The organism is Streptomyces sp. NPDC088254 (genome assembly GCF_044740925.1).
Classification (GTDB): domain Bacteria; phylum Actinomycetota; class Actinomycetes; order Streptomycetales; family Streptomycetaceae; genus Streptomyces.
Genome location: NZ_JBIURQ010000002.1, coordinates 714,021 through 734,411 on the forward strand (window position 1 = coordinate 714,021; position 20,391 = coordinate 734,411).

The 20,391-nt window shown below is 73.6% G+C and carries 13 protein-coding genes, 2 tRNA genes, 1 other RNA gene and 1 pseudogene; 11 read left to right on the forward strand and 6 right to left on the reverse strand.

Annotated elements, in window-relative coordinates; translation table 11 throughout:
* Positions 1-27 precede the first annotated feature (27 nt).
* The 3 genes from ACIOC0_RS10200 (at position 28) to ACIOC0_RS10210 (ending at position 5,088) form a co-directional block, all read left to right on the forward strand.
* Positions 28-2,409: a penicillin acylase family protein gene (locus ACIOC0_RS10200; protein WP_402154267.1), complete on the forward strand. Its 2,382-nt coding sequence runs from the start codon at positions 28-30 to the stop codon at positions 2,407-2,409.
* On the forward strand, positions 2,409-3,008 hold the full coding sequence (locus ACIOC0_RS10205; RefSeq protein WP_402154269.1) for a GNAT family N-acetyltransferase: 600 nt from the start codon (positions 2,409-2,411) through the stop codon (positions 3,006-3,008). The genes ACIOC0_RS10200 and ACIOC0_RS10205 overlap by 1 nt, the downstream gene beginning before the upstream one ends.
* A 259-nt stretch (positions 3,009-3,267) precedes the next feature.
* A complete protein-coding gene (locus tag ACIOC0_RS10210; RefSeq protein WP_402154388.1) occupies positions 3,268-5,088 on the forward strand; it encodes a copper resistance CopC/CopD family protein in 1,821 nt (606 codons plus the stop codon).
* A 195-nt stretch (positions 5,089-5,283) separates the two neighbouring features.
* Here the strand turns inward: ACIOC0_RS10210 and ACIOC0_RS10215 are convergent, their stop codons facing one another.
* On the reverse strand, positions 5,284-6,558 hold the full coding sequence (locus tag ACIOC0_RS10215; protein WP_402154271.1) for an SWIM zinc finger family protein: 1,275 nt from the start codon (positions 6,556-6,558) through the stop codon (positions 5,284-5,286).
* Positions 6,555-7,364: pseudogene (locus ACIOC0_RS10220) on the reverse strand (DEAD/DEAH box helicase); the annotation flags it as partial. The gene ACIOC0_RS10215 and the pseudogene ACIOC0_RS10220, both read right to left, overlap by 4 nt.
* On the opposite strand from ACIOC0_RS10220, the gene ACIOC0_RS10225 reads away from it, so the two are divergent.
* Both ACIOC0_RS10225 and ACIOC0_RS10230 read left to right on the forward strand, forming a co-directional pair.
* Positions 7,359-7,553: a hypothetical protein gene (locus ACIOC0_RS10225; protein ID WP_402154390.1), complete on the forward strand. Its 195-nt coding sequence runs from the start codon at positions 7,359-7,361 to the stop codon at positions 7,551-7,553. The pseudogene ACIOC0_RS10220 and the gene ACIOC0_RS10225 overlap by 6 nt on opposite strands.
* Positions 7,550-7,951 carry a PIN domain-containing protein gene (locus ACIOC0_RS10230; RefSeq protein WP_402154273.1) on the forward strand — a complete coding sequence of 134 codons (402 nt, stop codon included), beginning with the start codon at positions 7,550-7,552 and terminating at the stop codon, positions 7,949-7,951. The genes ACIOC0_RS10225 and ACIOC0_RS10230 overlap by 4 nt, the downstream gene beginning before the upstream one ends.
* An 839-nt stretch (positions 7,952-8,790) precedes the next feature.
* Here ACIOC0_RS10230 and ACIOC0_RS10235 read toward each other — a convergent pair.
* A tRNA-Ser gene (locus tag ACIOC0_RS10235) sits at positions 8,791-8,878 on the reverse strand.
* 72 nt (positions 8,879-8,950) lie between these two features.
* Between ACIOC0_RS10235 and ffs the strand changes: the two genes are divergently transcribed.
* From ffs to ACIOC0_RS10265, 6 genes are all read left to right on the forward strand, one after another.
* An RNA gene (ffs, locus tag ACIOC0_RS10240) (signal recognition particle sRNA small type) lies at positions 8,951-9,049 on the forward strand.
* Positions 9,050-9,119: 70 nt separating this feature from the next.
* Entirely contained in the window at positions 9,120-11,591 is a 2,472-nt protein-coding gene (locus tag ACIOC0_RS10245; RefSeq protein WP_402154275.1) for a DNA polymerase III subunit gamma and tau, read from the forward strand.
* 91 nt (positions 11,592-11,682) lie between these two features.
* Complete coding sequence (gene purD / locus ACIOC0_RS10250; RefSeq protein ID WP_402154277.1) at positions 11,683-12,948, forward strand: phosphoribosylamine--glycine ligase; 1,266 nt, start codon at positions 11,683-11,685, stop codon at positions 12,946-12,948.
* A 537-nt stretch (positions 12,949-13,485) separates the two neighbouring features.
* Entirely contained in the window at positions 13,486-15,243 is a 1,758-nt protein-coding gene (locus tag ACIOC0_RS10255; RefSeq protein WP_402154279.1) for a hypothetical protein, read from the forward strand.
* A 291-nt stretch (positions 15,244-15,534) separates the two neighbouring features.
* Positions 15,535-17,100 (forward strand): N,N-dimethylformamidase beta subunit family domain-containing protein, encoded by a 1,566-nt coding sequence (locus tag ACIOC0_RS10260; protein ID WP_402154281.1) that lies wholly within the window; start codon positions 15,535-15,537, stop codon positions 17,098-17,100.
* 106 nt (positions 17,101-17,206) lie between these two features.
* Positions 17,207-18,106, forward strand: a complete 900-nt coding sequence (locus ACIOC0_RS10265; RefSeq protein ID WP_402154283.1) for a phosphoribosylaminoimidazolesuccinocarboxamide synthase — start codon at positions 17,207-17,209, stop codon at positions 18,104-18,106.
* A gap of 281 nt (positions 18,107-18,387) precedes the next feature.
* On the opposite strand, the gene ACIOC0_RS10270 is transcribed toward ACIOC0_RS10265, so the two are convergent.
* From ACIOC0_RS10270 to ACIOC0_RS10280, 3 genes are all read right to left on the reverse strand, one after another.
* Positions 18,388-18,460: transfer RNA gene (locus ACIOC0_RS10270), tRNA-Gly, on the reverse strand.
* A gap of 23 nt (positions 18,461-18,483) precedes the next feature.
* The gene (locus ACIOC0_RS10275; RefSeq protein WP_351094487.1) at positions 18,484-19,086 is read right to left on the reverse strand and encodes a response regulator transcription factor; all 603 of its coding nucleotides are present in this window, start codon (positions 19,084-19,086) and stop codon (positions 18,484-18,486) included.
* Positions 19,087-19,088: 2 nt separating this feature from the next.
* On the reverse strand, positions 19,089-20,378 hold the full coding sequence (locus ACIOC0_RS10280) for a sensor histidine kinase (protein ID WP_402154285.1): 1,290 nt from the start codon (positions 20,376-20,378) through the stop codon (positions 19,089-19,091).
* Positions 20,379-20,391: the final 13 nt, after the last annotated feature.

Here is a 20,391-nt window from a genome sequence, read left to right on the forward strand (position 1 = left end):
TAACCTAAAAGCAAGAGGGGTCACAGGGTGACGACCGAGACCGACAGACCCGAGGGCGTCTTCCGGGACGCCTGGGGCATCCCGCACCTGCGCGCCGGAAGCGCCCGCGAACTCGCGCGGCTCCAGGGGCGGGTGACCGCCCGCGACCGCGCCTGGCAGCTGGAGGTCGAACGGCACCGCGCCCGCGGCACCTCGGCGTCCTTCCTGGGCGCCGACGCCCTGCCCTGGGACCGCTTCGTGCGCCGCGCCCGCCTCGACGACACCGCCCGCCGCTGTTTCGCCGCCCTGGAGGAGCGCGACCCGGAGACGGCCGACTGGGCACGGGCGTACGTGGACGGCGTCAACGAGGGCCTGACCGGGGCCGGCACCGCCCAGGAGCCCCCCACGCCGCCCGCCCCCGAGTTCGCGGACCTCGGCCTGACCCCCGGCCGCTGGGAACCCTGGACCCCGCTCGCCGTCTGGCTCTCCACCCACATCCTGTTCGCCGGCTTCCCCGCCAAGCTGTGGCGTGAGGAGGCGATCCGGCACCTCGGCCCGGAGGCGGTCGGGCTGTTCGCCACCGACGGCCCCGGCACCTCCGGCAGCAACGGCTGGCTGGTCGCCGGTGAGCGCACCCGCACCGGGCAGGCCGTCATCGCGGGTGACCCGCACCGCTTCATCGAGGACCCGGGCGTCTACCAGCAGATCCGCCTGGCCTGCGACGAGTTCGACGTCGTGGGACTCGCCGTGCCCGGGATCCCCGGCATCGCCCACTTCGGGCACACCGGAACCGTCGCCTGGGCCATCACCAACGCCATGGCCGACTACCAGGACCTCTACCGCGAGCGTCTGCGCCGCATCGGCGCCGACGTCGAGGCACTCGGCCCGGACGGCGTCTGGCGGCGGGTCACCCGCCACACCGAGCTGATCCGGGTCGCGGGGGAGGAGAGCGTCGAGGTCGAGATCCTGGAGACCGAACGCGGGCCCGTCATCGCGGGCGGACCCGAGGGCCTGGGCGGGGGGACCGCGGCGGACGTCGACGTGGTGGTCGCGAACGGGCCTGAGGGGACCGCGCCGGACCCCGACGGCGATGCCGCGGGCGGCATCGGGGACCTTCGCGGGCTTCGAGGGGGGACCTCGGCGGGGGCCGACGGTGTCACCGCGGGCCGCCCCGAGGGGATCGCGTCGGACCGTGACGGTGTCACCGCAGGCCGCCCCGAGGGGATCGCGCCGGACCGTGACGGTGTCACCGCAGGCCGCCCCGAGGGGATCGCGCCGGACCACGACCACGCCTGCGCCCCGCTCGCCCTGGCCCTGCGCTACCCGCCCCGCGTCACCGCCGACCTCGGTTTCAGCGCCCTGTTGCCGCTCCTGCGCGCCCGCCGGGTCGCCGACGTGGACCGTGCCTTCGACCGCTGGGCCGAGCCGGTCAACGTCGTCCAGGCCGCCGACACCGAGGGCGGACTGCTGCACCGGGTCGCCGGCCGCGTGCCCGTGCGCGCCGAGGCCAACCGCGTCCGGCTGGTCCCCGCCTGGGAGCCCGGCCACGAGTGGACCGGCTGGCACGAGACGCCCCGCGCCGGTCTCACCGACGGCGTCGCCGTCATGGCCAACCAGCGCGGCCCGGCCGCCCCGCTCGGCGTCGAGTTCGCCCCGCCGCACCGCGCCGACCGCATCCGGGAACTGCTGGACGGGCGCAGGCAGTGGGCGGCGGCCGACATGCCGGCCCTGCACACCGACACCCACCTCGCGTCCGCCGGCCCCCTCCTCGATCACCTCGCCGCCCTCGACGACCTGACCGGGCCGGCCGCCGGCCTGCGCGAACGCCTGCTGCGCTGGGACCGCCGCATGGACGCCGACAGCCGGGACGCGGCCGCCTACGCCGTCCTGCGCAGCGCCGTCGTGCGCCGCCTCGCCGCACACCCGGCCTTCGCCGCCCTGACCACCCCGCCCGCCTACCCCGAGGTGCTCCTGCCCTGGCTGGCCCTCGTCCCGCGCATCGGCTTCGCACTCGCCCACCTGCTCAGCGCCGACGAGCTGTACGGCGTCGACCGCCGCGCGCTCGTCCGCGAGGCCGTCGAGGAGGTCGCAGGACAGCCGGCCGCCCGCTGGGGCGACACCCACCGCCTCGCCCCCTGGCGGGCCCTGCCCGACCCCTCGTACGAGGCCCCGGCCCTCTCCGGCGACCACGACTGCGTGCTGTGCACCTCGGCCGTGCCCGGCTGGACCGACCTCGCCGCACGCGGCCCGGCCGCCCGCTACGTCTGGGACCTGGCCCGCCGCGAGGACAGCCGCTGGGTCGTGCCCTTCGGCGCCTCCGGCCGCCCCGACAGCCCCCACCACCACGACCAGCTCCCCCTCTGGCTCACGGGCGAGCTCGCGCCGGTCGTCACCGACTGGGCGCTGCTGAAGAAGGAGAGCGACCACTGATGTCCGACCGGTACGCGTACGAGCAGACCGTCGACGGGTTCGGAACCGTCGGCATCCGGCCCCTCGACGCCGAGGGCGACGCGGACGTCGTCCACCGCTGGACGAGCGAGGAACGCGCCGCGTTCTGGGGCATGAACGGCCTGACTCGCGACCAGGTCGCCGAGATCTACGCCCACATGGCAGGCCTCGACACCCACCACGCCCATCTGGTCGAGCTGGACGGCGAACCGGTCGGCCTGCTCCAGACGTACGACCCGGCCGCGGACCGCGTCAGCGAGTGCTACCAGGTCGAGCCCGGCGACATCGGCATCCACCTGCTCCTCGCACCCGCCGGTGCGCGCGGCGCGCGGTCAGGCTGGTCGGCGCTGCTGATGGGCGTGCTCGCGGCGTACGTGCTGCTGGGCCTGGACCGGCGGCGGGTCGTCGTCGACCCCGACGTGCGCAACGAGAAGGCGATCGCCCGCTTCCTGCGGCAGGGCTTCGAGGCGGGGCCGGTCGTCACCCTCCCGGAGATCGACCTGCCGGACGTGTTCCTGCCGGAGAAGAAGGCCCAACTGGCGTTCCTGCGCCGGGAGGTGGCCTTCCCCGGGGCACGTTGACCTGGGCGGCGGGACGCCTGACCCGGTGACCTGCGAGAAGCCCGGGTGAGCAGGACCGCCCCCCGCTCCGTACGTATCCCCGAGCACACGAGTCGTACGGAGCGGTGACGTGAGCGAAGGGCACGATGGCGGACGACGGCGCGGTACGGCAGCCGGCGCGGAGGACGCGAACGGCGCGGGAAGCGCCGGACGGGTCCGGGGTGCGGGAGGCGCAGGACGCGCGGGCGGTGACGGAAGCGGCGTCCGGCGGCTTCAAGGGCTGGTACTGCTGGGCGCCCTGCTGGTCCTGCTCGTCCTCGGAGGCGCGGGCCCGGCGTCGGCCCACGCCGCCCTCCGCTCGACCGACCCCGCCGACGGAAGCGTCCTCAAGAGCTCCCCTGGCAGCATCACCCTGACCTTCACCGAGTCCGTCAGCCTCCTCGACGACTCCTTCCGCGTCCTGGACCCGGACAACCAGCGGGTCGACACCGGCGAGGCCCGGCACGCGGACGGCCGCTCGGAGACGGCGCAGGTCCCCCTCTCCGAGAAGCTCGGCACCGGCACCTTCACGGTGGCCTGGCGGGTGGTCTCGGCGGACAGCCACCCGGTCTCCGGAGCCTTCACCTTCTCCGTCGGGCAGCCGTCCCCGACGACGGCCGTGTTGTCGTCCGGACCCACCGAGGACCCGGCCACCAGCGGCCTGTTCAAGATCGGCCGCTATCTCGCGTACGGCGCCGCGACCCTCGTCATCGGCATCGGAGTCTTCGTGGCGGTCTGCCGGCCCCCGGACGCACGCCCCCTGCGCAAACCGCTGCTGGCCGGCTTCTGGGTCCTCGTCGGCACGTCGGTCTTCCTGCTCCTGCTGCGCGCCCCCTACGAAGAGGGCACGGGCCCGGCGGGGGCGTTCGACCTGGCGGGCCTGCAACGCACCCTGACCGGCCGCCCGGGCCTCGCCCTGATCGCCCGGCTGGCCATGCTCGCGGCGACCGCCGTCCTGCTCCTGCGGCTGCGGCGCCTGCGACGACAGGGCGACCGTGAACAGCCCACGCGCGCGTACCTCGCCGCCGGCGCCGTGCTCGCCGTGGGCCTCGCCCTGACCTGGGCCGCCGCCGAACACGCCTCGGCCGGCATCCAGGTCCCGGCCGCGATGGCCTCGTCGGCGCTGCACCTGCTCGCCATGGCGGCGTGGCTCGGCGGCCTGGCGTCCCTGCTCACCCTGCTGCACCGCACCGACCTGCCGGCCGCCGTGGCCGCCCGTTTCTCCCGCGTGGCCACCGCCTCGGTGATCGTCCTGGCGGCGACCGGCGTCTACCAGTCCTGGCGGGGCCTCGGCACGCTCGACACCCTCACGACCACTACGTACGGCCGGGTCCTGCTCGCCAAGCTGGCGGCGGTGGCCCTGTTGCTCCTGGCCGGCGCGTGGTCGCGGCACTGGACGAAGCGATGGACGACGGCGACGCCGGAGACGACGGCCGAGGCGGCGACGGAGGCCGCGCCCAAGACGGAACCGAGCCCGGTGGCGGTGGGAGCGAACATGACGGCGAAGCCGACCGCGGCGACGGACAGCACACCCTCGCCGCCGGCCACCGACCCGGCACGTGTCGCTCCGCCGGAGGACGCCCACCGCCGTGCCCTGCGCCGGTCCGTCCTCGTGGAAGTGGCGGTCTCCGTGATCGTCCTGCTGCTGACGACGATCCTCACCGCGACGCTCCCCGGCCGGGCGGCGGCCGAGGCGGCCGCCGCGGAGCGGACCGCGGGCCTGCCGGCCGCCTCCGTGACCGACGTCCCCTTCGCCGTCGGCAACGCCCGCGGCAAGGTCCAGGTCACCCTCGACCCGGGCCGCGTCGGCAGCAACTCGGTCCAGGCCGTGGCCTACGCGGTCGACGGAGGGCTCGTGCCCCTCCCCGAGCTGCGCATGTCCTTCACCCTCCCCAACCAGGACATAGGCCCCCTGGACGCCAAGCTCGCCGACCGGGGCGGCTACTGGAGCACCCCCTCCGTCAACCTTCCCCTCCCTGGCACCTGGGAGATGAAGCTGACGGTGCGGGTGTCGGAGATCGACCAGGTGAGCGTGACCCGCCCGGTACGCATCGAACGCTGACAGACAGCTCGCCTGCGGCTGCACGTACTCATGCGGTGGGCGAAGCCTGACTGAGTAACCGCACCCATGCGGTGACCTGGTCGCCGACCACATGCTGAAGCCGTGAACGTCACCCGGAACGTCAAATGCTGCTGTACGCCGGTGAATGCAACCGGAACTGCAGCCACGGAAGTGGAGCTGCGTGAGTGTGTCCAGCTACTGCTCCTGATTCCTGGGCGGCGGGGAATCGCCTCCTTGCTCCCCGTTCTGCGACCAGGCCGCGGTGAGCGCGGTGACCGGGTCACTGTCGGCTGGGGCCGCGGGCCACCATTCGCCGTCGTCGTCCTGGAGGTAGGGGTACCAGCGGGCGTCGGGCCCCAGACGCAGCTGGATGCCGTGGTGGGTGAGGGTGAGGCGGTTGCGCCAGGTTCTGAGGTGTGTGCGGGAGTCGGTCATCTCGGCGAGGGCCGCGCCCAGGGCGGTGCGGGCGGCCTTCATCACCGTCGGGTCGGGCGTGTAGGGCTGTTCGGCGACAGTGATGCCCGTGGGGCCGCCGTGGCGCCAGGCGCGGGTGAGGCGTGCGAAGACAGTGGGGTTGGTGCCGGTGTTCTGGATCAGGTGGTGGAACCACTCGGGTCCGGGGTTGCTTGCGGCGATGCGGACGGCGTCCTGGTGCTGGGTCAGGTGCAGGTCGGCGGTGTCGCCCGCGAGGAGCCGGGCGGCGCGTGCGGTGGCGTCGGCCATGAGGCGTTCCAGGTCCGCGGCGGCCAGGCCGGTGCCGGGTGGCGCAGGGACGGGCAGCGCTGTGGGGTGGGCGGCGGGTTCCGGGAGTCCGGGCAGTTCGGGGGGCTGTTCGGCCCAGTGGGCGTACGCGGCGGCGGCCGGGATGCCGGCCGGTGCTGGTGGGGCGGCGGTGTCCTGAGCTGCCGTACGGAGTGCGCGCAGCTGGGCGAAGACCTCCTCGCGACCACGGCCGCGCAGCGCGAGGAGCACGAACGGGTCGGTGTCGATGGTGGCACCGATGGTGTAGCAGAGTGCCGCGGCGTGCTTGCAGGGGTATCCCCAGTCGGGACAGGAGCACTCCGGATCGAGCTCGGTGGGGAGTGGGAGCAGTGGGACGCCTGCGCGCCGGGAGTCGTCCACGAGTTCGGCGGCCATCTCGCCGTCGAGAAGTGCTGCGAGATGCCCGGCGCGGGCCGCGATCGTGTCGAGCAGGGTGTCCCACTGAGCGTCGGTGAGGACGGGCAGGTGGACCGATGAGCGGTACGGGCGCGGGCGGCTGCCCTGGACAGCGGCACTGACCTTGCCCGGAACGACGGTGACCGGACCGACCATGCCTTTGCGGGCGTAGGTACGTCCGCGCGAGAGCCGTCCAGCGTCCAGGGTTGAGTCCTCCAGGGCGGCCACCCATGCCTGGCCCCACCAGGTCGCGGCGAAGGCTCGCTTGCCGCGGGCGGGCGCACGGCGCGGGCCGGGGGCAGCGGGGCTCATGACTGCCCTCCCAGGGCGACGAGTTCGGCGAGGTCGGCGTCGGACAGTTCCGTCAGGGCCGCCTCACCGGAGCCGATGACGGCGTCGGCGAGGGCACGCTTGGCTTCGAGCAGCTTCGCTACCTTGTCCTCTACGGTCCCCTCTGCCAGGAGCTTGTGTACCTGGACGGGTTTGTCCTGACCGATGCGGTAGGCGCGGTCGGTGGCCTGGTCCTCGACGGCCGGGTTCCACCAGCGGTCGTAGTGCACGACGTGGCTGGCGCGGGTGAGGTTGAGTCCGGTGCCCGCCGCCTTCAACGACAGCAGGAACACCGGCACTTCACCGCGCTGGAATCGGTCCACCATCTCCTCGCGCCGCGCGACCGGGGTGCCGCCGTGCAGGAAGAGGGCGGGGACGCCGCGCTCCGCGAGGTGCTTCTCCAGCAGAGCCGCCATCTGTTTGTACTGCGTGAAGACCAGCACGGATTCGCCTTCGGCGGTGATGGTGTCGAGAAGTTCGTCGAGCAGGTCGAGCTTGCCGGAACGGCCCCGCAATGGAGTGGACTGGCGCAGGCTGTGCTCTCTCAAATACTGGGCGGGGTGGTTGCAGATCTGCTTCAGCGCGGTGAGCAGCTTGAGTACCAGACCGCGTCGGGCCATGCCCTCCGACTCCGCGATCTTCGCCATGGTCTCGCGGACCTGTGCCTCGTACAGACTGCTCTGCTCGGCCGTCAGTGGGACGACGTGGTCGGTCTCGGTCTTGGGCGGCAGTTCGGGCGCGATGCCGGGGTCGGACTTCTTGCGGCGCAACAGGAAGGGACGCTGAAGAAGATCACGGACAACATCTCCGGCTACGTGGCCGAAGCGGTCGCCAGGCAGATCCGGCACCAGCTCCTGGGGGCCGACCTGCGCAGCCACACAGACGAGTACGGGTCCTTCAGTGAGGAAGAGCTGGCCGAGGCGCGGGCGCGGATCTTCGGTACGACGTCGGTCGCCGGCGGCGCGAGCGCCGCGTGAGCGGTCACATCGAGACCGTCGTCCTGGACAGCGAGGGGCTGTCGGCCTGGGTGGCGCAGGACCGAAAGGTTCTGGCGATGTTCCAGGTGTTCCACGACATGGGAGCGGACCTTGTCGTCAGCGCCAACACTGTCGTGGAGGTGAGTCACGCCAGGGTGAAACTGTCCCGACTGCAATGGGCGCTCTCCCGGGTCAAGGTGGAGCCGATCACGGAGGCGGCGGCCAAGGCGGCGGCCCAACTGCTCAAGGGCGCCGGTCTGCACGGACACAAGCACGCGATCGACGCCACCGTCGCGGAAGCGGCCTTGCGTCAGCCTGGCCCGGTCGCCATCCTCACGTCGGATGTCGAGGACATGGCCCGGCTGTGCGGCAGCAAGCTCCGGATGATCGGACTATGACCGCCGCCGTGGCTCCGTCACGGAGTCTGCGTCGGTCGCCCTGCGGAGTGCAAGCGTGCACCTTTCCCCCTTGACGCGGATGTCCCGAATGTCGCCTGTAAATGCATCTGAAACTGCAACCAGGGCATGCCGAAGAGCTGGACCGCAATGAGCGGTCCAGCTCTTCATGGTGCCTGGTCGGGCGGCTGCGGAGGATACGAGACTCGAACTCGTGAGGGGTTGCCCCCAACGCATTCACTGTGCTGGCGCCTCGCAGTGCCGCGTACAGGGCCGTGGGCTCACGACGGATCGTCGCCGACGGCACGGCCTACCGCTGGCGGCGGCGACGTAGGCCGACCTGTTTTCAGGCCCTGGCCTGGACGCCGTGCACGTTCGCGGTCGAGCATGCGGACGGCTCCGGGACGACGCTCGTGGTCACCACCAACCAGCCGCATCCGGGCAACTGGTTCAGACGTGAGGCCAAGCCTGTACTGCCGTCCGACGTCGCCCGCACTCGCCCTTCGCGAGGGACGGACCCCAGCGGAACCTGGCTCCCCGTTCTCCTCGGGCTGTCCGCCGGCTTCACGCCGTCGCCCTGGATGGCGAGGCACTGTCGATCCTCGGCATCCCTGACGTCGTGATCGACTCGATCATGGGGTGGGAGCCTGAGGGAGCGGCCCGTATGCGCGCCCGCCCGCTGCATGCATGTGACGGGGACCATGCTCCGGAAGGTCGCGCAGCAGGTTGGCGACGCGCTCTGGGGGCTGCCGAAAACGAACTGAGACGGAAACTGAGACGGACACGCCGAAGGGCCCCACCGCAAGCGGTGAGGCCCTTCGACATCGTGCCCGGTGAGGCACTGGCGGAGGATACGAGATTCGAACTCGTGAGGGGTTGCCCCCAACACGCTTTCCAAGCGTGCGCCCTAGGCCTCTAGGCGAATCCTCCGCCGGAAACATTACATGACCGAGAGGAGTGCTCGCGAACTCGATCCATGGGTGCGGGATCAGGTAACCTGAGCGCAGCTCCCCACGCGGCGCTATCTGACTGAACTCCCCCAGGGCCGGAAGGCAGCAAGGGTAGGTTGGCTCTGGCGGGTGCGTGGGGGGCGTTTTGCGTTCCCGGGGGAGTCGAGGGGCCTTCCGGACGGCGGGGCCGGTTGTCAGTGTGCGCCTATAACCTCGTAAGCGTGTCGTCTCTCGCGCTGTACCGCCGCTATCGCCCGGAGTCGTTCGCCGAGGTCATCGGGCAGGAGCATGTCACCGACCCGTTGCAGCAGGCGCTGCGGAACAACCGGGTCAATCACGCGTACCTGTTCAGCGGGCCGCGCGGGTGTGGCAAGACGACCAGCGCGCGCATCCTCGCCCGGTGCCTGAACTGCGAGAAGGGGCCCACGCCGACACCCTGCGGCGAGTGCGAGTCCTGCAAGGACCTCGCCCGCAACGGGCCCGGCTCCATCGACGTCATCGAGATCGACGCCGCTTCGCACGGTGGTGTCGACGACGCGCGTGACCTGCGTGAGAAGGCCTTCTTCGGGCCGGCCCGCAGCCGCTACAAGATCTACATCATCGACGAGGCCCACATGGTCACGTCGGCCGGCTTCAACGCGCTCCTCAAGGTCGTCGAGGAGCCGCCGGAGCATCTGAAGTTCATCTTCGCCACCACCGAGCCCGAGAAGGTCATCGGGACGATCCGGTCGCGGACCCATCACTACCCCTTCCGCCTCGTCCCGCCGGGGACCCTGCGGGACTACCTCGGCGAGGTGTGCCGCCAGGAGGACATCCCCGTCGACGAGGGGGTCCTTCCACTCGTCGTGCGCGCGGGCGCGGGGTCCGTGCGTGACTCCATGTCCGTCATGGACCAGCTCCTCGCCGGCGCCGGCGAGGACGGTGTGACGTACGCCATGGCCACTTCCCTCCTCGGCTACACGGACGGCTCGCTGCTCGACTCCGTCGTCGAGGCCTTCGCCACCGGCGACGGGGCCGCCGCCTTCGAGGTCGTGGACCGGGTGATCGAGGGCGGCAACGACCCCCGGCGGTTCGTCGCCGACCTGCTGGAGCGGCTGCGCGACCTCGTCATCCTGGCCGCCGTTCCGGACGCGGCCGACAAGGGGCTGCTGGACGCCCCCGTCGACGTCGTCGAGCGCATGCAGGCCCAGGCCGGGGTCTTCGGCGCGGCCGAGCTCAGCCGTGCCGCCGACCTCGTCAACGAGGGTCTCACCGAGATGCGCGGCGCCAACTCGCCCCGTCTCCAGCTCGAGCTGATCTGCGCGCGCGTGCTGCTGCCCGCCGCCTACGGCGACGAGCGGTCCGTCATGGCCCGCCTCGACCGGATAGAGCGCGGTGTGAACTTCGCCGGGGGCGGCGGCATGCCCTCGATGGGATACGTGCCGGGGCCGGAGGCACACGGCGGCGATTCCGGTTCCGGTTCCGGTTTCGCGGCGGGGGCTGCTCCCGCCGGCGGTCCTGCCCACGGCGACACCGTGCCTGTGCCGCCCGGCGGCGGTGCGGCCGCGGCCCGTGCCGCGGTGCGTGGTCCGGGTGGGGGCGGTCCCACGGGCGGTCAGGCCGCCCAGCCCCCCCAGGCCCCCGAGCCCACGCCGCCCGCCCCGGCGCCCCAGCCCGCGCAGCAGCCCGCCGCCGCGCAGGAATCCGCCCCGGCCACCCCCGCGGACACCGGTTCCCCTGCGGCCCCCGCCCCCGGCGCCTGGCCGACCCCCACCGCCGCCGGCAGCGGCCGTCGGCCCGGCGGCTGGCCCACGGCCGCCGCCGCGGGTGGCGGAAGGCCCCCGGCGGCCCCCGGACCGGCTGCCCCCTCCGCCCCCTCGGCCCCCGCCCCCGGGCCGCAGGCCGCGCCCCAGCCCGCGGCCCCGGCCTCCCAGGGACCTGCGTCCTACGCGCCCCCCGCAGGCGGTCTCGACCCCCGCATGCTCTGGCCGAACATCCTGGAGGCGGTCAAGAACCGCCGGCGCTTCACCTGGATCCTGCTCAGCCAGAACGCGCAGGTCACCGGCTTCGACGGCACCACGCTCCAGCTCGGCTTCGCGAGCGCCGGAGCCCGCGACAACTTCGCCGGCAGCGGCAGCGAGGACGTGCTGCGTCAGGCGTTGAGCGAGCAGTTCAGCGTCCAGTGGAAGATCGAGGCGGTCGTCGACCCGTCCGGCGGCGGATCGGCCTCAGCCCCGCCGTCCGGCGGCTTCGGCGGCCCCGGACCGTCCGGCCACTCGGCTCCGTCCGGCTACTCGGGCTCGCCCGGCGGTTTCGGCGGCCCGGGCGGTCCCGGCTCGTCCGGGCAGGGTCCGGGCCACGGTGGAGGCGGTGCCCACAGCGGCGGCTACGGCAATCCCGGCTCGCCCGGGAACACCGGCACTCACGGCAGCAAGGGCGGCTCCGGCGGTGGCTCCGCCTCGAACGCCGGGTCCTCGGCCTCCTCCAGCGGCTCCGGCGCGCCCTCCTCCGGCTCCACATCGTCCTCCGGTCCCGCGCCCGCCCAGCGGCCGTCGACCCCCGCCGCTCGGCCCTCCGCACCGGACCCGGTGTCCATCGAGGACGACATCCCCGAGGACGACGATCCCGACCTCAACGAGTCCGCGCTCTCCGGGCACGACCTGATCATGCGCGAGCTGGGAGCGACGGTGGTGGAGGAGTTCACCAACGAGTAGCCCGCCTTGGAGGAACGCACAGCTCCCCCGCCCCCCGTCTCTCGGAAGCCCGCACAAACCCGCGTGCCCTCAGCCCGTTAGGCTGACCCCCGTGAACGTCCTCGTCATCGGTAACGGCGCCCGCGAACACGCCCTGTGCCGCTCACTGTCCCTCGACCCCGCCGTCACCGCGCTGCACTGCGCCCCCGGCAACGCCGGCATCGCCGAGGTCGCCGAGCTGCACCAGGTCGACGCCCTGGACGGCGGGGCCGTCACCGCGCTGGCCACGGAGCTCGGCGCCGAGCTGGTGATCGTGGGCCCCGAGGCGCCGCTCGTCGCCGGGGTCGCCGACGCCGTGCGCGCGGCGGGCATCCCGGTCTTCGGCCCGTCCGGCGAGGCCGCGCGGCTCGAGGGCTCGAAGGCGTTCGCCAAGGACGTGATGGCCGCCGCCGGCGTGCCCACCGCCCGCTCCTACGTGTGCACGACGCCGGAGGAAGTCGCCGAGGCGCTCGACGCGTTCGGCGCCCCGTACGTCGTCAAGGACGACGGTCTCGCCGCCGGCAAGGGCGTCGTCGTGACCGGTGACGCCGAGGCGGCGAAGGCGCACGCGGCGCGCTGCGAGCGGGTCGTCATCGAGGAGTTCCTCGACGGCCCGGAGGTCTCCCTCTTCGCGATCACCGACGGCGAAACGGTCGTCCCGCTCCAGCCCGCGCAGGACTTCAAGCGCGCGCTCGACGGCGACGAGGGCCCGAACACCGGCGGCATGGGCGCGTACTCCCCGCTGCCCTGGGCGGACCCGAAGCTGGTCGACGAGGTCGTGGCGACCGTCCTGCAGCCCACCGTGGACGAGATGCGCCGCCGGGGCACGCCCTTCTCCGGGCTGCTCTACGCCGGCCTCGCGATCACGAGCCGGGGCGTCCGCGTCATCGAGTTCAACGCCCGCTTCGGCGACCCCGAGACGCAGGTCGTCCTCGCCCGCCTGAAGACCCCGCTCGCCGGCGTCCTCATGGCGGCGGCCACCGGCAACCTCGGCGACCTCCCGCCGCTGCGGTGGAGCGACGAGGCCGCCGTGACCGTCGTCGTCGCCTCGCACAACTACCCCGGCACCCCGCGCACCGGCGACCCGATCACCGGTCTCGACGCGGTCGTGGCCGAGGACGCCCCGCACGCGTACGTGCTGCACGCGGGCACCGAGCGGGACGGCGACGCCGTGCTCAGCGCGGGCGGCCGCGTCCTGTCCGTCACCGCGACCGGCACGGACCTCACAGAGGCCCGCGAGCGGGCGTACCGGGCGGTCGCGCGCATCGGACTCGACGGCTCCCAGCACCGCACGGACATCGCGGCGAAGGCGGCGACGGAGGCCCCGACGGGGGCGTGACCCGTCCGGCTCCGCAAGGGGCGCGAGCCGTATCGGCGCGCGCTCCGACCAGTCGCGCGGCAGCCAGGAACCCGGTCAAGCATCACGCCAGGAACCCGGACGGACCCGCGGCGCCGAACGACGCACACCCCGCGCCGACTTCGCACACGGCTCGAACGCGCCGCCTCGCACGCCCCTTCGAGCAGACCCCCGCGCCCCCGCAAACCGGACCGCGCGCCCCCTTCGAACAGGCCCCGCACGCCCCTCGGACAGGCCCCGGAACCCCCACGGCGACAGCCGTGGAATCCGGGGCCTGACCTTTGCCCAGCGGCATCCACCTCTCCCCAGAGCCATTCCATCGTGTGAGCGCTGCCCCATCCGGCTGACGCGGGCCGAAGCGCCAACTAGGGTGCGGCGCAAGCGTTCCGGCACTTGGCTCACCGGCATTGCGATGTCAGTGGCGGGTGCCACAGTGGGGGAGTGAGCACTACGAAGCCGACGGGGCGTGCCGCCACGGCAAGCACCGCCAGGACCGCGGGGAGGGGGTGACGTCCGGTCGTGACCGGAACGGGAGTGGAAGCGGGCGCGCAAGCCGCGCGCGCCCGGGCGCTTGCCGTGCTGCGCGTCCGCAGCCGGGCGCTCGCCGTCGCGCTGCTGCCCTCTGCGGCCGCCGTGATCCTGCTCGCCGGTGGCTCCACGGGCCACCTCGTGGGCCCGGGGTGGGACGCAGCCCGCTGGACGGTCAGCGTCCTCGCGGTCCTCGTCCTGCTGGCCGCCGCCGTCGTCGCCCTGGTCGTCGCGCGTGCCCGTCCCGCCCTCAGTCCGACCGTCGCCGTCGCCGAGAGCGCGGCCCCCGACCTGTACCGGATGGTGCGTGACCTGGCCGACCGGCTGGACGTGCCCGCGCCGTCCGCCATAGCGCTCACCCCGGACTGCGACAGCTGGCTGGAGGACCGCACCCACCCGGCCCACGGCCCGCCCCCGCCCCGGGAGCGCGACGAGATCGCCGGCGCCGCCCAGCACCGGCTGAACCGCCGTACGGCCACCGCGCCCATCCTCGTCATCGGCTCGCCGTTCCTGTGGTGGATGCGGGTGGGCGAGCTGCGGGCCGTCCTCGCGCCGGTCGTCGCCGGTACGGGCCCCTCCGCGCACCCCGACATAGCGGCGGCCCGGCGGTTCGTGCGCGGCCTGGACGCCGCGGTGGCCGTCTCCGCCGACCGCGGGCGCTGCCCCGGCGTACGGCTGGTGTGCGCGGGCATCGGCTGGGCCGCGCGCGTGATGCTGCGCGCCTGCCAGGCGCACGCCGCCGAGATGGAGCGCGGGGTGGCCGCCGCGGCGGCGGAGCGCGCGCAGGCCGTGGACTACGGGCTGCGGATCGTCGCACAGGAGCAGGTGGGGCTCGCGTACGCGGGCTGGGACCGCCTCCTCACGCGCGTGGCGCTGCCGGCCTGGCGGATGGGCCGCTGGCCCTCGCGGCTGGACGCGGGCGTCGTGGCCGCCCTGACCGAGCTGTCCCGGCGCGACCGTCTCGCCGAGGGGTTCGCCTCCCGCCTCGGCGAGCGTCCGGCCTGCGACCTCCTTGAGGAGCCCGGCGCGATCGACGAGGCAGCCTCCCTCCTCGCGGCCCGCCTCTTCCACGGCGGCCCCGCGGAGTCCGGTCCCGACTGGGCTCCGGTGGGCTGGCAGGAGTATCCCGACGAGGTCGTCGACCGCAAGTGGCGCACCGACGCGGCCCGGCTGCACCGCGTCCTCGACGCCCTGGGCGTCCGCCGCACCCCCGACCCCGCGGTCCCGTCGCCCGACGGCCCGACGCTGGCCCGGGTGCTGGACCACCTCACGGAGAGCGCGCGCCGAGGCGCGAAGGGCGCGGGGCCGACCGCGCCGGAGACCGAGAGCGTCGAGGGCGCGGAGAGCGCCCTGGCCGTCCGGCTCGGGGCCGAGGTCGCGCGGGAGGAGGCCGAGGCCGGGCCGCAGTCGACGCACGGCGCGGTCGCGGCCGCCGCGGGCCAGGGCCTCGACGCTGCCCTCTGGGACGACGCGGCGCTCCCGCTCTTCCCGCTCCAGCCCCCGCGCACCGAGCGCGAGCTGCTCGCCGACCACGTCACGGCGATGGTCTGCTGTGCCGCGATGGACACCGTCGGCGCCACGCCCGGCCTGGACTGGCTCGACGGCCCGACCCTCCTGGTGGACGGAGTGCGCGTGGCCGACCTGACGCCCAGAGTGCTCAGCCTCGTCGAGGACGGAGACGCGGTGCCGCTGCGGACCTGGCTGATCGAGCTGGGGATACGCCCGGAGAAGCCGGTGCGGCTCGGCTGAGGCGACCACCGACCACCGACCACCGACCACCGACCACCGACCGGTGACCCGCGAGCGAGGACCGGTGAGGAAGCTTTGGTTCCACTTTCAGCCAATTCGCAACGAATAGTGACTGCCTGCGCGCGTTATGTGATGTGCTGGGACCGATAGAGCCCATGGCATGGGCGTGCGACATAGGACAACCACACGAACAGTCGAACGTGGAACGCCGAGCACGCACACAACGCCGTCCGGGCGCCGCGCGAACGCCGCACCGCACACGACCACGGGGGTCATAGGGAGGGGAGCACCATGGGAGGACAGCCGCACATCCGCCGATGGGAGTCGGGGGCGCTCGCGCACGCCGTGACGGACCCCTTCGGACAGGGCCCCCTCCCCTGGCTGCGTGGCGCCGAGACGTACTTCGACGACACGGGCCGGCTCGTCCCCTGGTACGTCGACCAGACCGCCGCTCCGGCTTCCGCACCGGCGTCGTCCCCCCGCTCGACACAGGCCCGGCCGGCCGCCCCCGCCGACGCCGCCACCCGTACGGCCGCCCCCAGGATCCCCCTCCCGCGCGCCGCGACCGGGGGCCCCCGGTCCGCCGACGACGTGCGCCGACAGATCAAGGGGTTCACCTCAACCGGCAGGGTCGCCCCCGGCGAGGCCGCCGACTTCCACATCACGGTCGACCCGCCGCAGGAGTTCAGCGTCGACATCTACCGCGTCGGCCACTACCAGGGCGACGGCGCCGCCAAGATCACCACCAGCCCGCGCCTCTCCGGGATCGTCCAGCCCCCGCCCCTCACCGCCGACCGCACGGTCTCCTGCCACCACTGGTGGCTCTCCTGGCGGCTCCAGGTGCCGTCGTACTGGAACGTCGGCGCGTACGTCGCCGTCCTCACCACCGCCGACGGCCACCGCTCCCACATCCCCTTCACGGTCGGCGACGACCGTCCCGCCGACCTGCTGCTCGTCCTGCCCGACGTGACCTGGCAGGCGTACAACCTCTACCCGGAGGACGGCCGCACCGGCGCCAGCTTCTACCACGCCTGGGACGAGGACGGCCGTCTCCTCGGCGAGGCCGACGCCGCGACGACGGTCTCCTTCGACCGCCCCTACGCGGGCGCGGGCCTGCCCCTGCACGTCGGCCACGCCTACGACGTCATCCGCTGGGCCGAGCGCTACGGCTACGACCTCGCCTACGCCGACGCCCGCGACCTGGAAGCCGGCCGGATCGACCCCGCCCGCTACCGCGGCCTGATCTTCCCCGGCCACGACGAGTACTGGTCGCGGGGCATGCGCCGCACCGTCGAACTCGCCCGGGGCAAAGGCGCCTCCCTCGTCTTCCTCTCCGCCAACAGCCTCTACTGGCAGGTCGAACTGGGCCCGTCGCCGTCCGGTGTCCCCGGCCGGCTGCTCACCTGCCGCAAACGCAGGGGGCCCGGCAAGGCGGCCCTGTGGCGGGAGATCGACCGCGCCGAGCAGCAGTTGCTGGGCATCCAGTACGCGGGCCGCGTGCCCGAGCCGCACCCGCTGATCGTCCGCAACGCCGGCCACTGGCTGTGGGAGGCGACCGGGGCGCACGAGGGCGACGCGATCGAGGGCCTCGTGGCGGGCGAGGCCGACCGCTATCACCCCCGCACCGCGCTCCCGCCCCACGAGGAGCGCGTCCTGCTCGCCCACTCGCCCTACACCGACGCCCGAGGCGTCCCGCGCCATCAGGACACCTCGCTGTACCGGGCCCCCTCCGGCGCCCTGGTCTTCGCCTCCGGCACCTTCGCCTGGTCCCCCGCCCTCGACCGCCCCGGCCACGCGGACCCCCGTGTCCAGCGCGCCACGGCCAACCTCCTGGACCGCATCTGCAAGCGCGACTGAAGTCCGTCGCCCCCTGCCCGCCGCCCCTCCCCCCGACCCTCCGTCCCCGGCCCGCCCCCGTGTACGGGACAATCAGGCCATCTGTACAGAACCACGGGGAGGAACCGTGTCCGGATTCGTAGAAAAGCCCGAGCCGCTTCAGGTGCCGGGCCTGGTGCACCTCCACACCGGCAAGGTGCGTGAGCTGTACCGCGACGAGGCGGGCGATCTCGTGATGGTCGCCAGCGACCGTACGTCCGCGTACGACTGGGTGCTGCCGACGGAGATCCCCGACAAGGGCCGCATCCTCACCCAGCTCTCCCTCTGGTGGTTCGACCAGCTCGCCGACCTGGTCCCCAACCACGTCCTGAGCACCGAACTCCCCGCCGGCGCCCCCGCCGACTGGGCGGGCCGCACACTGGTCTGCAAGTCGCTGCGGATGGTCCCCGTCGAGTGCGTGGCCCGCGGCTACCTCACCGGCTCCGGCCTCGCCGAGTACAAGGTGTCCCGCACGGTCTGCGGCCTCGCCCTCCCCGAGGGCCTGGTGGACGGATCCGAGCTGCCCGCCCCGATCTTCACCCCGGCCACCAAGGCCGCCGTGGGCGACCACGACGAGAACGTCCCCTACGAGGAGGTCGCCCGCCAGGTCGGCGCGGACACCGCCGCCGAGCTGCGCCGGAAGACCCTCGACGTCTACGGCCGCGCCCGTGACATCGCCCGCGAGCGGGGCATCGTCCTCGCGGACACCAAGTTCGAGTTCGGCTACGAGGACGAGACGCTCGTGCTCGCCGACGAGGTCCTCACCCCGGACTCCTCCCGCTTCTGGCCGGCCGACCGGTGGCAGCCGGGCCGCGCGCAGCCGTCGTACGACAAGCAGTTCGTGCGCGACTGGCTGACCTCGGCGGAGTCCGGCTGGGACCGCACGAGCGAGCGCCCGCCGCCGCCACTGCCCCAGGAGATCGTCGAGGCCACCCGGGCGAAGTACGTCGAGGCCTACGAGCTCCTGACCGGCACCGCCTGGAGCTAGCGCTGCGACCGGAAAGGTTCACCGGCTCGCGGCGTCCGGCACGGCTCCCCTCCCGCTCGGCTTCGCTCGCGAGGGGGCCCCACCGCCGCGTTGTCGCATCACCCGCGTACGTCCGGTGCGCGGGCGATGCTCCGCCGTGCGATGCTCCCCCACTGCCTGAAAGGCGTGGGAGGTATCCCCGGCACCGGACGCCGCGAGCTTCCCGGCAAACCTTTCCGGTCACAGCACCAGCGTGAAACGCGCGAAGGCCCCGGTCCACCGGACCGGGGCCTTCGAAACGGAGCGGACGACGAGGTTCGAACTCGCGACCTCAACCTTGGCAAGGTTGCGCTCTACCAACTGAGCTACGTCCGCAGTGCGCCGTGGCGCGAGAGCAACTATACCCAACCGCGCTCTCGTGCGAGACGCACCGCCGCGTGCCGGTTCTCCGCCCCCAGCTTGGACACGGCCGACGAGAGGTAGTTCCGCACGGTCCCCGGCGACAGCGCCGCCCGCTCCGCGATCTCCGCCACGGGCGCGCCGTCGGCGGCGAGTTCCAGCACCTCCGTCTCCCGCGCGGTCAGCGGCGAGTCCCCGGAGGCGATCGCGTCGGCGGCCAACTCGGGGTCGACGTACCGGTTCCCGGCATGCACGGTCCGGATGATCTCCGCGAGGCGCTGCGCGCTCACCGTCTTCGGGACGAACCCGCGCACACCCGCCGCGAGCGCCCGCTTCAGATGTCCCGGCCGGCCGTGGCTGGTGACGATCAGCACCCGGCAGTCGGGCAGCTCGGCCCGCAGCGATGTGGCGACCTTCACACCGTCCGCGCCCGGCATCTGCAGGTCCAGGACGGCGAGGTCCGGCCGGTGCGCCCGCGCCATCGCCAGCGCCTCCGGGCCGGTGGCCGCCTCGGCGACGATCACGAGGTCGTCCTCCAGCGACAGGAGCGCGGCCAGCGCGCCCCGGATCAGATGCTCGTCGTCGGCGAGCAGCACCCGCATCGTCACGGGGCGACCTCGCTCAGCGCGGCGGTCCCGCTCAGCGGCACCTCGGCCACCACCCGGAACGTCCCGGCCTGGGCGAATCCCGCCTCCAGCGTCCCGTCGACCAGCCGCAGCCGCTCCCGCAGCCCGGCGAGCCCCGATCCGCCACCCCGGCTCCCGCCGTTGCCGCCCTCGCCGGAACCCGCCCGGCCGCCCCGGCTCCCAACGCCGCCGGAACCCGCCCCGCCCACCCCGTCGTTCTCCACCGTCAGCACCACAAGCCCCTCAGTCACCCGTAGTTCCACCGAACACCGCGCGGCGTCGCCGTGCCGCAGCACGTTGGTGGTGGTCTCCCGCACCACCCAGCCGAGCGCCGACTGCACCTCGGCGGGCAGTCCCGCCGCCTCTCCGCGCACCTCGCAGTCGATCCCGGCAGCTGTCAACACCCCGTGCGCACCGCTCAGTTCGACCTCGAGGTCGGCCTCCCGGTAGCCCCGTACGACGTCCCGCACCTCCCGCTGCGACTCCTGCGCGATCCGCTGCACCTCGATCATCTGCTCCACGGCCTCCGGCCGCCCCCGCCGGGCCAGCTGCACCGCCAGCTCGCTCTTCAGCGCGATCACGGCCAGGTTCCGTCCCATCACGTCGTGCAGGTCCCGCCCGAACCGCAGCCGCTCCTCGGCGACGGCGAGCCGGGCCCGGGTCTCGCGGGCCTCGTCGAGCTCGTACACGGCGTCCAGGAGCCAGACGGAGAAGACGAAGGTGGCGGCGAGGAACGCGGCGCCGAGCAGCAGCGCCACCGTCGAGACGAGGATGTCCGGCACGGGTGTGCCGAAGACGAGCATCAGGGCCCCGCTGCCCAGGCTGTAGCCGACGACGACCGCGCTCACGTGCCGCCGGCCGCGCACGCCCAGCGTGGAGTTGCCCGCGGCGAAGACCAGGGTGACTCCGTAGACCCCGCCGGCGGCGGACTCGATGCCGTCGTGACCCCCGCTGTGCTCGGCGATCCACCCCGCCAGGACGCCGACCGCCGCCGTGGCGGCGGCGAGCGCCCACATCAGCCGGACGGGCCGGGAGCGGCGTCCACGCGTCCAGTCCAGCGCCCGCGAGGCCATCACCGCGCAGAGCACGGAGTGTCCGACGACCAGGACCGGCAGCCACAGCGCGGCCCCGGTCCACAGGCCGCCGCCGAACGGCAGGGCGGCCGTGCTGAGTTCGCCCAGTGCGAAGAAGTGGAACGTCCACCGCGTGTACGTCTCCACCTTCGCGGGCGTGCTCTTGCGCCGCCACCAGCCGCCGGCCTTGCCCATCCCCACGACTCCC